General features: G+C 39.6%; 14 protein-coding genes. 9 read left to right on the forward strand and 5 right to left on the reverse strand.

Going from position 1 to position 13,244, the window contains the following annotated elements:
- The first annotated feature begins 26 nt into the window (after positions 1-26).
- The 4 genes from BR73_RS0112835 to BR73_RS0112850 all read left to right on the forward strand — a co-directional run bounded on the left by BR73_RS0112835 (position 27) and on the right by BR73_RS0112850 (position 3,964).
- Entirely contained in the window at positions 27-833 is an 807-nt protein-coding gene (locus tag BR73_RS0112835) for an SDR family oxidoreductase (RefSeq protein WP_033165842.1), read from the forward strand.
- 356 nt (positions 834-1,189) lie between these two features.
- Positions 1,190-2,077: a VIT1/CCC1 transporter family protein gene (locus BR73_RS0112840; RefSeq protein WP_033165843.1), complete on the forward strand. Its 888-nt coding sequence runs from the start codon at positions 1,190-1,192 to the stop codon at positions 2,075-2,077.
- A 91-nt stretch (positions 2,078-2,168) separates the two neighbouring features.
- Positions 2,169-3,278: an ABC transporter permease gene (locus tag BR73_RS0112845; protein ID WP_033165844.1), complete on the forward strand. Its 1,110-nt coding sequence runs from the start codon at positions 2,169-2,171 to the stop codon at positions 3,276-3,278.
- Positions 3,278-3,964 (forward strand): ABC transporter ATP-binding protein, encoded by a 687-nt coding sequence (locus BR73_RS0112850; RefSeq protein ID WP_033165845.1) that lies wholly within the window; start codon positions 3,278-3,280, stop codon positions 3,962-3,964. The genes BR73_RS0112845 and BR73_RS0112850 overlap by 1 nt, the downstream gene beginning before the upstream one ends.
- Before the next feature lie 264 nt (positions 3,965-4,228).
- Here BR73_RS0112850 and BR73_RS0112855 read toward each other — a convergent pair whose 3' ends face one another.
- Complete coding sequence (locus BR73_RS0112855) at positions 4,229-4,579, reverse strand: YmaF family protein (RefSeq protein ID WP_033165846.1); 351 nt, start codon at positions 4,577-4,579, stop codon at positions 4,229-4,231.
- Between the two features lie 280 nt (positions 4,580-4,859).
- On the opposite strand from BR73_RS0112855, the gene BR73_RS0112860 reads away from it, so the two are divergent.
- From BR73_RS0112860 to BR73_RS0112875, 4 genes are all read left to right on the forward strand, one after another.
- Complete coding sequence (locus BR73_RS0112860; protein ID WP_033165847.1) at positions 4,860-5,114, forward strand: helix-turn-helix transcriptional regulator; 255 nt, start codon at positions 4,860-4,862, stop codon at positions 5,112-5,114.
- Positions 5,095-5,550 (forward strand): peptide deformylase, encoded by a 456-nt coding sequence (gene def / locus BR73_RS0112865; protein WP_033165848.1) that lies wholly within the window; start codon positions 5,095-5,097, stop codon positions 5,548-5,550. Before BR73_RS0112860 ends, def begins: the two co-directional genes overlap by 20 nt.
- A 165-nt stretch (positions 5,551-5,715) precedes the next feature.
- Positions 5,716-8,196 carry a N,N'-diacetylchitobiose phosphorylase gene (locus BR73_RS0112870; protein ID WP_081848650.1) on the forward strand — a complete coding sequence of 827 codons (2,481 nt, stop codon included), beginning with the start codon at positions 5,716-5,718 and terminating at the stop codon, positions 8,194-8,196.
- Between the two features lie 41 nt (positions 8,197-8,237).
- Positions 8,238-9,659 carry a phosphoglucomutase/phosphomannomutase family protein gene (locus BR73_RS0112875; protein ID WP_033165849.1) on the forward strand — a complete coding sequence of 474 codons (1,422 nt, stop codon included), beginning with the start codon at positions 8,238-8,240 and terminating at the stop codon, positions 9,657-9,659.
- A 305-nt stretch (positions 9,660-9,964) separates the two neighbouring features.
- On the opposite strand, the gene BR73_RS0112880 is transcribed toward BR73_RS0112875, so the two are convergent.
- Together BR73_RS0112880 and BR73_RS0112885 are read right to left on the reverse strand one after the other, a co-directional pair.
- A complete protein-coding gene (locus tag BR73_RS0112880; RefSeq protein ID WP_242860669.1) occupies positions 9,965-10,417 on the reverse strand; it encodes a DMT family transporter in 453 nt (150 codons plus the stop codon).
- Positions 10,418-10,433: 16 nt separating this feature from the next.
- Entirely contained in the window at positions 10,434-10,856 is a 423-nt protein-coding gene (locus BR73_RS0112885; protein WP_033165850.1) for a DMT family transporter, read from the reverse strand.
- A gap of 240 nt (positions 10,857-11,096) precedes the next feature.
- Between BR73_RS0112885 and BR73_RS0112890 the strand changes: the two genes are divergently transcribed.
- Positions 11,097-11,885: a cyclic nucleotide-binding domain-containing protein gene (locus BR73_RS0112890; RefSeq protein WP_033165851.1), complete on the forward strand. Its 789-nt coding sequence runs from the start codon at positions 11,097-11,099 to the stop codon at positions 11,883-11,885.
- Here BR73_RS0112890 and BR73_RS0112895 read toward each other — a convergent pair.
- Both BR73_RS0112895 and BR73_RS0112900 read right to left on the reverse strand, forming a co-directional pair.
- On the reverse strand, positions 11,874-12,593 hold the full coding sequence (locus tag BR73_RS0112895; RefSeq protein ID WP_033165852.1) for an NAD-dependent protein deacylase: 720 nt from the start codon (positions 12,591-12,593) through the stop codon (positions 11,874-11,876). The genes BR73_RS0112890 and BR73_RS0112895 overlap by 12 nt on opposite strands.
- Before the next feature lie 196 nt (positions 12,594-12,789).
- Entirely contained in the window at positions 12,790-12,969 is a 180-nt protein-coding gene (locus BR73_RS0112900) for a hypothetical protein (RefSeq protein ID WP_033165853.1), read from the reverse strand.
- Positions 12,970-13,244 lie beyond the last annotated feature (275 nt).

Below are 13,244 nucleotides of genomic sequence, written 5' to 3' on the forward strand. Positions count from 1 at the left end.
TATATTAATACAGAAAGAGGTATATAATGTCTAAAACGGTATTGATAACCGGAGCTTCTAAGGGAATCGGAAGGGAACTGACCATTCTGTTTGCCAGAGAAGGTTATGACCTGGTGCTTGTAGCAAGAAGTAAAGAGCTGCTTATGGACCTGGGAAAGAAACTAACGAAAAAGTATATGACCAATATAACGATACTGGAAAAGGATCTGACCTTAAAAGATGCGGCGGCAGAAATATATAATGAATTAAAGGACAGAAAAATTGATATCCTGGTTAATAATGCAGGTTTTGGCGATTATATGGAGTTCCTTCATTCCGATTGGGACAAGCAAGCTGCTATGATACAGCTTAATGTTACTGCCCTGATGCATATGACCAGATTATTTCTTCCGGATATGCATAAGAGAAAAGAGGGGAGGATCCTAAACCTTGCATCTACCGCAGCGTTTCTGCCGGGACCGAATATGTCTGTTTATTATGCTTCAAAGGCAGCGGTACTGTCCTTCTCCCAGGCTTTATCAAAAGAACTTGAGTCAAGCGGGATAACTGTAACGGCACTTTGTCCGGGTCCTACAGCAACAAATTTTGAAGACGCAGCCGGTCTTATGAACTCCAGGCTCTTTCACTCCCTTAAAGTAGCAGGGGCAAGAGAGGTGGCAGCATATGGATATAAGGCATTGATGAAGGGAAAACCCGTTGCTGTTCAGGGAATTGGAAATAAGCTGCTGGTGTTAGGAATTAAAATTTCACCCAGGGGAATTGCGCTGAATATGATTAATCAGATCCAGTCAAAGCTTAGAAGCGGTAAACCGGCAAAGGAGCAGATTAAGTAAGCAGCAGTCTGCCAAGTATAAATTTTACTGAATTAAACACCAGCTGCTTAAACTGTTTCAGCGTTATCATTATATAATTTATAGAGGTATCAGCAGGACATAAGTCTTGGGATACCTCTTTTTGTAGTGATTAAAAATAAATTTACTATTGACATAGAAATAAAACAGAGTAAAATTAAATTGTGTAAAATATAATATTAAGTGAGTGAGTATATTAAATTGGTATATTAAATTAGAACATTAGATTAGAATATTAAATTAAACATTTATGCTTCAATTTAAATGTATCTGTAAATTAAATACCAAAAATGTGAATCAAAGTAAAACCAATTACAATTTAATGGATAGGAGTTAGTATGAAGGATATACAGTTGATGAAGAGAATAATGAAATTTCAGGCTGATGAAAAAATGGAATACTACGTGTATACCAGAATAGCAGCCTTTGTAAAAGACAAAAAGGACAAACAAACCTTACTTAAAATTGCAGAGGAAGAGATGAAGCATTATGAAATATGGAAGCAATACACGAAACGTGATGTGCAAGCCAATATGTTTCTTGTCAGCTGGTACGTCTTACTTGCCAGATTATTGGGGTATACTTTTGTAATAAAGAAAATGGAAAATGCACTTACGGAATACAAGGGCAGTACCAGAGAGAAACTGGAAAAGGATCTGACAGAGCTGATTCCGGATATTAAAATACTGATGGAGGATGAAATAGAACATGAGACAGAGCTGATTTCCATGATTGATGAAGATAAGCTTAAATATGCCGGGTCTATGGTGTTAGGACTTAATGATGCATTGGTTGAATTTACGGGAAGTCTGGCAGGATGGACTTTTGCAATGCAGAGTAATCGTCTTATAACTTTGGCTGGACTTATTACAGGAATTTCTGCAACTCTATCTATGGCTTCCTCCGAATATCTATCCGTTAAGAATGAAGAGGGGGAAAGTCCGTTGAAATCCTCCTTGTATACGGGAGCTGCATATTTCATTACTGTGGTTATGCTTTTGCTTCCTTATCTGCTGCTGCCGGATAATAAATATGTTGCTGCCTTGTTTATTATGCTGGCGGTAGTAATAATTATAATTGCAGCATTTAATTACTATATTTCAGTAGCAAAAACAATTTCCTTCAGAAAGAAATTTACAGAGATGAGTCTCATAAGTTTGTCCGTAGCGGCAGCCTCTTTCATTATCGGACTGCTGGTCAAGAGATTTATTGGAATTGATATTTAGCAACCTGGTCATATTGAGGCCACAAAGATGAAATATGATATCAGTGTATTAAAAGAAAACGAAAACGCAACATAAAGAGAAGGAGAGCCTAATGTTTCTGGCATGGAAAGAATTAAAACACAATAAGGTGCGGTATGCACTTATTATGGTATTGCTGACATTGATGATATTCCTGGTATTGTTTCTATCCGGTCTGGCAAAGGGATTGTCTGCAGCAACAAGTTCTGCAATAGATAATGCTTCTGCTGATTATTATATCCTGGAGGATTCAGCTGATAATCTGATACCCAGATCATCCTTAACAGCAGAAGAATTTAATAGAATTAAAGAATTTGTCAGCAATGCAACACCAATTAATATAAACCGCTCAGCAGCTACAAGAAACGAAACGACAACGAAACTTGATATTACCTATATGGGTATTGATACAGAGGACTTTTTGATGCCTAAGGTTATTGAGGGAAGTAAAATAACAGGAGCAGGTCAGATTGTACTGAATAATTCTTTTTTGGAGGAAGGTTTTCAAATAGGGGATCTGCTGAAGGATGCACAAACAGGCTATGAAATGGAGGTTGTTGGTTTTACAAAGAATCAGATGTATGGTCATTCTTCCATTGGTGTTGTTTCATTAGAGACCTATGAAGAAATACAAAAGCTCTATACCGGCAGAGATACCATATCATATCAGGCGGCTGCCATTAAGCCTGGCAGTTCAGAAATAAATTATACCGAATTAAAGAATTTCGTAGAAAATAATCTGAAAGAGACAATTGTATTAACAAAAAGTGAAGTTATAAGCCATATCCCCGGACATTCACAGGAGCAATCCACCATATTAATGATGCTTGTATTCCTGTTACTGATATCCTCTTTTATTGTTGGAGTATTTTTCTATGTTACAACCATGCAGAAGATTCCTCAATTTGGAGTGTTAAAAGCGGTTGGTGCCAAGATGAGTACCCTGGTATGGTCATTAACGGCACAGGTGTTGTTATTATCCGGTATCAGTATGATAATCGGCAACCTTCTTACCTTTGCAATGGCAAGTGCACTTCCGCCTACAATGCCTTTTGTTCTGGCACCGGCAAATGCAGCCCTTGTATCGGTCCTGTTTATAGTAATATCCCTGCTTACCAGCCTGTTTTCTATGGCAAAAGTTGCAAGGGTAGATGCACTTACTGCAATAGGAGGGAATGAATAATGGGAAATAATGCTTTAGAATTAAATAATATTAAGAAGAGTTATCATGACGGTGAAGAAGAAAATATCGTATTAAATAATGTTTCCCTTTCCATAGAATATGGTGAATTTGCTGCTATCGTCGGACCCTCAGGTTCAGGTAAGAGTACCTTGTTATCTATAGCGGGAGCCTTGTTAAGTCCAACCTCAGGAGAGGTAAGAATCGGTAAGACTTTATTATCTGACAGGAATAAAAAGCATTGGGATAAGGTAAGAAGAGAACAGATCGGTTTTGTATTTCAATCCCATCAGTTACTTCCTTACTTAAAAGTAATGGACCAGTTAAAATTAATTACCTGGCTTTCCTCCCGTAAGGACAAAAAAGAGCAGGAGGAACATGCTGCAAAGCTATTGGAGGACTTTGGTCTTAATAACAGAGCATCCTATTATCCTGACAAGCTTTCAGGAGGTGAAAAACAAAGAGTTGCCATTGCAAGGGCTCTTATGAATCACCCGGACGTACTGCTGGCTGACGAACCAACCGCCAGTCTTGATAAAGACAGGGGCAGGCAGGTAGTGGAAATGATCAGGAAAGAAACAAAAAAATATAAAAAGGCTGCTCTTATGGTGACCCATGATGAAAGGATTCTCGATCTTGTGGATTCGGTATATCGGATTGAGAACGGCATTATTACAAAAGAGAAGTAACAAACACAAAAGGGACTGTTGCATATTAGTTGCGTATTAGCAATGTTGCGGTAAGAACCTCTTGGCTTTCCAACACATATCGGTTGAAAGACACCTACCGATTTTGTAGGCTAAAATCGTACAAAAATTGTTCGTCTTTAGCCACTAAATCGGCAACATGTAAATTGGAAACATGTCTTTCACCCAGTGTCTTACAGGAAAGCCAAGAGACTTCTTACCACATAGATTCAATTTGCAGAAGCCTCTTTAGCAAATGGCAATTAACTAACAGTCCTCACCTATAGGATTCTCAATTAAGGTAGCCACTCTGAATTTATGCCTGTGGCCATCATTTACAGTTGTTACGGATTCAAGGAAATGAACATGTCTTCCTCCGCCAACGCATATAGCGCCTGAGGTTCTTCCGCAGAATTCGTGAAAATGATCTTCATAAAAATCTGTTCTGAATGCAACCTCATGATAATGATCGCCAGCACCATAAGGAATTGCTTCGCCGGATACTGTTGCAAATCTGTGATTGTGTGGTTCTTCGCGGGGTTCTGCTATTTCAACACTTCCCTGGATTTCATGAACATGTCGCTGTCTTCTGTAATCATCATCATTATTATAACTCACGAGTATTACCCCCTGAATAAGATTTAGAATTTCTCAATTCTTATATATAAATATGACTAAGTGCTTGTCTGTGTTACAAAATCAGACATATAAAGACATATGAAATTATTCTTCATGAGCCCTTATTACCGTACTGATAAATTTACATTAATGTAAGGTTAGCTTGACAATCAGCAACAGAAATGATAAGGTTAATGATGTAAGGTTAGCATTACATTGAGCTGAATTCGTAATTATTAATATTTTCTATCCCAATAATGCATAAGTAGAAGGAACATTTATGAAGAACAGAATAAAACAGTTAAGAGAAATCTTTGGAATGACACAGGAGCAGCTTGGCGAATTGGTAGGTACTTCAAGGCAGGCAATAAATGCAATAGAAACAGAAAAAAACGAACCTTCTATCTGGCTTGCCTATGATATTGCAAAAGTTTTTCATGAGCCAATTGAAAATGTATTTTTATTTGAAGAAAGTGAGCGAAAATCAAGAGCAGATATAAGCAGGGGGCATGCATATGGCGCTAAGGGAAATTAGAATGTTTGAGGATGGCATTCTGCGTAAAGTCAGTAAGCCAGTGATAGAAGTAAATGACCATATCAGAGAGATTCTTTATGATATGGCAGAAACCATGTATCATACTCCTAACGGAGGCGGATTGGCAGCCTGTCAGATCGGTATTTTGCGAAGGCTGGTGGTTGCAGATATGGGAGAAGGGCTATTAAAACTGGTTAATCCGGTAATTACTGAGAAAAAGGGGGAGCAGCTTGTGATTGAAGGCTGCTTAAGCTTTCCGGGGATATGGGGTAAGCTCAAAAGACCGGAGACAGTAATAGTACACGCTTTGAATGAGTATGGGGAAGAAATAGAAATTAAAGCCAGGGGTGAACTGGCTAAATGTCTGTGCCATGAGCTGGATCATCTGGACGGTGTTGTTTTTCAGGATAAGGTAATAGAATATGTCACATTATAAGATATGAAGCAAAGGTAGAAGAAGGAATATGTCCGACAGGAGTATCCTTCTTTTTTTCTTTTATACACTGGACAATTATAAACAAATATTCGCACTCCTGACAATACCGATTCCGACAGCCTTGCAATATAATGGTAGGTAATAAAATCAGGAGGTATGGTTTTTATGAGGTATGGCTATTTTGATAATGCTAAAAGGGAGTATGTAATAGAGCGTGTGGATTTGCCCACATCCTGGACAAATTACCTGGGGGTAAAGGATTTGTGCGCGGTGGTAAATCACACAGCAGGCGGATATATGTTCTACAAGACACCGGAATATCACAGAATTACACGCTTTCGTGCCAACAGTATACCAATGGACAGACCGGGACATTATGTATATGTCAGAGATGATAAAACCGGAGATTATTTCAGCATCTCCTGGCAGCCGGTGGGTAAATCCTTAGAGGAAGCTACTTACATCTGCCGCCATGGTTTGTCCTACACGAAATACCAGTGTGAGTACAAGGGTATCAAAGCAGAGCAAAAGCTGTTCATCCCTTTGGAAGACAGTGTTGAACTGTGGGATGTAACCATAGAAAATACCGGAACAGAAGCACGGGAATTAAGTGTATTTTCCTATTTGGAATTCTCCTACCACCACATTGATATGGACAATCGGAACTACCAGATGAGTAATTATGCCGCTGGTTCCTCTTATGAGGACGGAATCATAGAACATGACCTGTTCTATGAAGAATATGGGTATCAGTATTTTACAGGAAACTTTGAACCTGACGGATTTGACTGTTTAAGAGATAAATTCATCGGGCTATACCGTACAGAAACAAATCCGCTGGCAGTAGAAAATGGCAGATGCCAGGGAAGCTTTGAAAAGGGCGGAAATCATTGCGGTTCCTTACATAAAAAGGTTAGCTTACAACCCGGAGAATCCAAAAGACTGATATTTATGTTAGGAGAAGGTGACAGGGAAGCCGGAAGGAGTATGAGAAAGAAATACTCGGACCTGGCAGAGGTTGATAAGGCTTTTGATGAACTTGCTGCCTTCTGGGAGAAAAAACGGGAGAAACTCCAAATTGAAACACCCAATGAGGGGATGAATACACTGATTAATATCTGGAACCTGTATCAGGCGGAAATTAACGTAATGTTCTCAAGATTTGCCTCCTTTATAGAAGTAGGAGGAAGAACCGGCTTAGGTTACAGAGATACAGCCCAGGATGCTATGACCGTTCCTCATTCAAATCCTGCTAAATGCCGGCAAAGGCTGGTGGAACTTTTAAGAGGTCTGGTATCCACAGGCTACGGGCTGCATCTGTTCCAACCGGAGTGGTTTGACCCGAATACGGCTGCTAAGCCTTTTAAATCACCCACAGTAGTACCGACACCGGATAAGAACAGTATCGTACATGGTATAAAAGATGCCTGCTCCGATGATGCCCTCTGGCTTGTTAGTTCTATCGTTGAATATGTCAAAGAAACAGGTGAATATACCTTCTTTTCAGAAGAATTAAGCTATGCAGACGGTGGCAGCGGAACCGTTTATGAGCATATGACCCGAATACTTGATTTCTCTCATGAGCAGATAGGGGCTTCCGGAATTTGCAAGGGATTAAGAGCAGACTGGAACGATTGCCTGAATTTAGGCGGCGGAGAAAGTGCAATGGTATCATTTCTGCATTACTGGGCTTTGGGTAATTTTCTGGAAGCGGCAGCTTATCTTGGGAATACGAAAGATGTTCAGAAATATTCGGAGATGAGAGAGCAGGTCAAAAAAGCCTGTGATGAAGTATTGTGGGATAAAGAATGGTATATCAGAGGAATAACGAGCAAAGGCAGAAAGATTGGTACCTCAGAGGACAAAGAAGGAAAAATCCATCTGGAATCCAATGCCTGGGCAGTATTATCCGGAGCAGCCGATGGGGAAAAGGGAAGAAGAGCCATGGATTCCGTGGATAAATACCTGTATACACCTTATGGCATAATGCTTAATGGTCCCTCCTATACTGTACCCGATGAGGATATCGGCTTTATCACCAGAGTGTACCCGGGAGTAAAAGAGAACGGTGCGATCTTTTCTCATCCCAATCCCTGGGCCTGGGCAGCTGAGTGCCGTCTTGGAAGAGGTGACAGGGCAATGAAATTCTATGATGCCTTATCTCCCTATAATCAGAATGATATGATAGAAGTCAGAGAGGCAGAGCCTTATTCCTATTGTCAATTTATTATGGGCAAGGAACATACTGCCTTTGGAAGGGCAAGACATCCCTTTATGACTGGTACCGGAGGTTGGGCATATTTTTCTGCCACCAGATATATGCTGGGAATCAGACCGGGCTTTCGTGGCTTAGTAGTCGATCCCTGTATTCCGGCAGATTGGAAGGAATTTAAGCTGACCCGTGAATGGAGAGGAGCCGTTTATCATATTACGGTTAAGAACCCTGAAGGAGTTATGAAGGGAGTTAAGGAAATACAGATTAATGATGTTACCATAAGGCGTCAGAAAGAAGAAATAGAGCATAATAAGCCTGAAAAAACACCATTACAGACTGCTGCTTACGCTGAGCAGCAAAGCAATCAGGATATGGAAATACCCCTACAGGAAAAGGGCAGTATAAATTATGTCACGGTAGTGATGGGATAAGAAATATATTGCCGCTGTAAGCGGTGGAATGTGAGGAGAAAATGATAAAGTTTGGTACAGGGGGCTGGAGAGCTGTTATAGGGGAAGATTTTACAAAAGCTAATATACAGATTCTGGCCCATGCAATGGCAGATAAAATGAAAGCAGAAGGAGTTGCCTCAGAGGGTATCGTATTAGGCTATGACAGGAGGTTTCTTTCAAAAGAAGCAATGAAATGGGCAGCAGAAGTCTTAACGGCAGAAGGTATTAAAACCATTCTCATAAACAGATCCTCACCGACACCTTTGATTATGTATTATTGCATGAAGCATGAATATCATTATGGAATGATGGTCACAGCCAGTCACAATCCGGCTATCTATAACGGCATCAAGGTCTTTACCTATGGGGGCAGGGATGCAGATGAGGTGCAGACGGCCGATATTGAAAAATACATAAAGAGTATCGAAGGTGCTGCAGGAAATAGTCTTAAAGCCTTGGAATATGACAATGCTTTATCACAGGGAATGGCAGTGGAAATTAATCCTTTAAATGAATATCTGGATAATATCATTAATACGGTGAATATGGCAGCTATCAGAGAGAGAGGCTTACGAGTGGTGCTGGATCCTATGTACGGGGTAAGTGAGACCTCTTTAAAGACCATATTGCTTACAGCAAGATGTGATGTAAGTACCATACATGAGAGGCATGATACCCTCTTTGGAGGAAAGCTGCCGTCTCCTACCGCCATGACTTTAAGGAGCCTTCAAAATACAGTACTGGATAAGGGGGCGGATATCGGAATTGCAACAGATGGGGATGCAGACAGAATCGGTGTAATAGATGATACGGGGAAATTCCTCCATCCAAATGATATTCTGGTATTGCTGTATTATTACCTTGTCAGGTATAAAGGCTGGAAAGGACCGGCAGTCAGAAACCTTGCGACTACTCATATGCTGGACCGTGTTGCTGAGAGTTTTGGAGAACAGTGTTATGAAGTACCTGTAGGGTTTAAATATATCTCAGCCAAAATGAATGAAGCCAGTGCTATCATTGGAGGTGAATCCTCCGGGGGGCTTACTGTAGCCGGTCATATAAACGGAAAAGACGGAATCTATGCGGCAGCTTTACTGGTTGAAATGATCTGTGTAACGGGAAAGAAGCTCTCAGAAATTGCAAAAGAAATTGAGGATGAATACGGGATTTACTATCTGGAAGAGAAGGATTATAAATTCAGTCAGGAGAGAAAAGAAGAAATTTATCAAACCCTTATGGTGGAGAGAAGTTTACCTCCTATGCCCTTTGACATAGAAAAGGTATCTTACCTGGATGGTTGTAAGGTGTACTTTACTAACGGTGGGTGGATTATCATTCGATTCTCCGGCACGGAACCCTTGCTGCGTATATTCTGTGAAATGCCAAAGACAGGGCAGGCAAGGTTAGTCTGTGAAGTAATAGAAGAATATCTGAGTCTCTAACAGATGCAATAAGGCTGAATTACATCTGTCAGTTCAAGGATAAAATGCTGTGGCATATACACTGATACTGCCTTGTTTAATTTCACTGAATTAATCTCCTCTTTATTTCGCTGATACTGCATTAGCGTTGGTAAGGTGTAGCATACCTGCTACTGGAAATGCTGCATCTTATTCCGCTGCTTTGCCTCAGCACATAAATCAGGCATAATTTAGCCAAATATATACATGGCAGTACGGGAGTATATCGTTTGAAATGCTCTGGAATAGTCAAAATGCTTTGGAATAATCATAAAAATGATACAGTATTATTTAACTTCTTTCGCCGGTTTTCTGTCTAACAGCAGATTATAGGTGAACCCGCATACTACGAAAAGACTACCGATAAGTTTATACACAGAAAATTCCTTTGCTACCAGCCAGTCAATCAGAATACCCAAAGCAAGCTGTCCTAAGAACACTAACAGGGTAAGATAGAAGGCGGGAACCCTGGGAGTAGTGTAATTGGAAACCATTATTATGACAACCCCCAATATACCCCCCAGATATGCCCAGATAGGAATATGAATGGTGGGAGCAGATATGGAGATTCCTTTCTCCAGGAACAAAAAGATAAGAATGGAGAAAAAGATACCCACAACATAATTAATAACAGTTGCCTGTACTGTACCGATTTGTTCTGCCAGCTTGGCGTTCAGGATTCTGCCAAGAACAACGGAAACACCTGCCAGTACAGAAATTACTAAATAGATGATAAACATAATTTTTTCCTCCTGTTTACTGTAATGCCATAATAAAAATACCGATTCCGATAATCCCAAGGCCGATGAGTTTCTTGGGATTTACTTTTACAACCTTCATACCCAGAAAACCGAAATGATCCGTCAAAAGGGAGAAGATAGTCTGCCCCAGTAACCCTAAGGCAAGGGGAAGAGATACACCAAGCTTCATATAGCTTATATTAGTAAGCATTACGGTTCCAATACCTACAAGACCTGCACTGTATAGATACAAAGGAAGACCTTTCTTAAGCTTCATTTTGGAACGGGTCAGAATGGAAACCAGTATAATAGCAATTAGTCCTACCAGATGGATAAGAATAGTAGACAGGGTATTGCCATACCCTTCTGATAAACTGCCATTAAAGAATATCATGATGGAAGTCAGGGCCCCCACAATAAGTGAAATAATATAATTCATATATCCTCCTTGTAACATCTTACTCATAACTCACTCGTCATGCATGATGATTTTTTGAGTACTTTATTTCGCTTCCTGATAAATGTACCATATATTAATTGCAATATACTATGACATATGTCATAATAATTTAATTATATAAAATTAATCAAAAATTGCAATAATATCCATATTCAGTTAGTATTAATTTAGATATTGAGTATAAAGTGATTATACCGACGCCTTCGAAAAGGAGTAAAAATGGTAAGGATAAATGATGAAGAACGCCTGAAAGAATATATCAGGCAGTATGATATAAAGAGTATATTTACAGCAGATATGACAATGCACATGGAACTGCTATTCTTTAAGAAAAACGAATATATGGCAAAAGAGGGGGAGGAGATATCCTATCTGTTATTCCTGACAGAAGGGAAAGCGAAGGTATTTACTTCACTAAGTAACGGGAAATCTCTGCTCCTTTGTTTTTATCAGGGATTTAAGGTACTGGGAGATCTGGAAGCGGTGGATTCTGTCAAAGCTGTGACCAATGTTCAGGCGATTGCAGATACATACTGTGTGGGAATACCCTATCGTGCCGTCAGAAGGTATCTGTTAGAGGACGCAAAATTCCTGCGATATATCTGTACTTCTCTGGGAGGAAAGCTTAACCGCTGTTCAAAGAACAGTTCCATTAATCTGCTATATCCTCTTGAGAATCGTCTGGCAAGTTATATCTATACAACGGGAGAAAGAGTACAGAAATCAGAAACCAGGAAAAAGGATAGAAGCGAAAACACAAATCACCGAAAGAGTGGCAATTCTATAGAATATAACAGCAGTAGCAAGGGGAATGCCGAAAGCAAAGAAGTCCTCTGCTTTCACGAAAATCTCACAGAAATTGCAGAGCTGCTGGGAACCAGCTACAGACATTTGTTGCGTACACTTTCAGAATTATGCGATAAAGGCATTCTGAAAAAGGAAGGCAGCTCCTATATTGTCACTGACGAAAGGACCTTAATGGAGCTGTCTGCCGATTTATACAAGTAATGCACTCATTACCTCACCCAGAGGCAGAGAAAGCAGCAAATCTGCTTTGGAATCCAGCGGTGTTGCAGATTTATTAATGAGGACCAGTTTATTCCCTTTGTAATAATCTATAAAACCAGCAGCTGGATAAACACTGAGGGAAGTACCGCCGATAAGAAGTAAATCCGCTTCAGAAATTGCCTTAATGGCAGCCTGTATATTCCGGTCCTTCAGCGGTTCTTCATACAGAACGACTTCGGGTTTTATAATACCTTCGCAAGCACAGCGGGGAAGGGGAGCTTTCATTAAGACCTCATCCAAAGTATAGAAGGTTCCGCAGCTGGTGCAATGATTCTTATGGATACTTCCGTGAAGTTCTATAACATTCTTACTGCCGGCTGACTGATGGAGCCCATCGATGTTTTGTGTAATCACAGCCTTTAATTTACCGGCAGCTTCTAATTCTGCCAGCCTTTTATGGGTTATATTGGGAGCAGCATTCTGATAGATCATCTTATCATAATAAAAACGATAGAATTCCTCAGGCTTCTTCTGAAAAAAGCTGCGGCTTAAGATCTGTTCCGGCGGATAATCATACTTTAAGTGATAGAGACCGTCAACACTGCGAAAGTCCGGAATACCGCTTTCGGTAGACACACCTGCACCGCCGAAAAAAACGATGTTATTACTGCCATTTATAAGTACATTCAATTTTTCAATCAGATTCATTGGTAATATACCTCAGTTTCATAAATTTGTAGGTTACAGGATTTATTAAACCCCAGTTTCCATATGATTTCAAGTACTTTTAACCTAAAAATAAAAGGCTATATCACAACAAATAGTTGATAAATGAGATTTTTTGTAGGAGAGCCTTAAAACTCTCCTACAAACTGGAAGTTGTTATTCTAATTGTTATGACCAATTATTTTCTTAGCTTAGGTACAATGAGATACAGAAGACTCATAATTACAAAATATGCGATAGAAGATACAACGATTTCAGCAACATCTACAGTTCTATCAAATAGATATGAAATCAAAGCATAACAAGCTCCAAAAGTAACTGCTGAAACACCATTTCTAATTAAATTTTTTTTATTCATTTTTCCTCCCTTAATTCTATCGAACTACTTAACTCAGTAAATTCCGAATTGTATAGTTCTTATGCGGCCAGTGGAACTTCTGGTCTGTTTGATAAATTTATACAAGTGTTCAAAATCCTTGTTTCCACATGATTACAGGTGAATTGTATATAACAGATAGAAGGAATGCGCCTATGGAAAGGTATTAGAAGTCCTTTTCTCTGAATATTTTGTGCTATAATGTAAAACAGATTGTTTGAGCGCAGCGAGTTATCTGTTTTACATTATGACAAGCA

Origin of the sequence: Clostridium sp. KNHs205 (genome assembly GCF_000702945.1) — a bacterium.
Classification (GTDB): Bacteria; Bacillota; Clostridia; order Lachnospirales; family Lachnospiraceae; genus Anaerocolumna.

What these genes read in the sequence shown, in the direction of transcription:
- BR73_RS0112835 (WP_033165842.1), top strand. Translation starts at nt 27, where the DNA reads ATGTCTAAAACGGTATTGATAACCGGAGCTTCTAAGGGAATCGGAAGG.
- BR73_RS0112840 (WP_033165843.1), top strand. Translation starts at nt 1,190, where the DNA reads ATGAAGGATATACAGTTGATGAAGAGAATAATGAAATTTCAGGCTGAT.
- BR73_RS0112845 (WP_033165844.1), top strand. Translation starts at nt 2,169, where the DNA reads ATGTTTCTGGCATGGAAAGAATTAAAACACAATAAGGTGCGGTATGCA.
- BR73_RS0112850 (WP_033165845.1), top strand. Translation starts at nt 3,278, where the DNA reads ATGGGAAATAATGCTTTAGAATTAAATAATATTAAGAAGAGTTATCAT.
- BR73_RS0112860 (WP_033165847.1), top strand. Translation starts at nt 4,860, where the DNA reads ATGAAGAACAGAATAAAACAGTTAAGAGAAATCTTTGGAATGACACAG.
- def (WP_033165848.1), top strand. Translation starts at nt 5,095, where the DNA reads ATGGCGCTAAGGGAAATTAGAATGTTTGAGGATGGCATTCTGCGTAAA.
- BR73_RS0112870 (WP_081848650.1), top strand. Translation starts at nt 5,716, where the DNA reads ATGAGGTATGGCTATTTTGATAATGCTAAAAGGGAGTATGTAATAGAG.
- BR73_RS0112875 (WP_033165849.1), top strand. Translation starts at nt 8,238, where the DNA reads ATGATAAAGTTTGGTACAGGGGGCTGGAGAGCTGTTATAGGGGAAGAT.
- BR73_RS0112880 (WP_242860669.1), bottom strand. Translation starts at nt 10,417, where the DNA reads ATGTTTATCATCTATTTAGTAATTTCTGTACTGGCAGGTGTTTCCGTT.
- BR73_RS0112885 (WP_033165850.1), bottom strand. Translation starts at nt 10,856, where the DNA reads ATGAATTATATTATTTCACTTATTGTGGGGGCCCTGACTTCCATCATG.
- BR73_RS0112890 (WP_033165851.1), top strand. Translation starts at nt 11,097, where the DNA reads ATGGTAAGGATAAATGATGAAGAACGCCTGAAAGAATATATCAGGCAG.
- BR73_RS0112895 (WP_033165852.1), bottom strand. Translation starts at nt 12,593, where the DNA reads ATGAATCTGATTGAAAAATTGAATGTACTTATAAATGGCAGTAATAAC.
- BR73_RS0112900 (WP_033165853.1), bottom strand. Translation starts at nt 12,969, where the DNA reads ATGAATAAAAAAAATTTAATTAGAAATGGTGTTTCAGCAGTTACTTTT.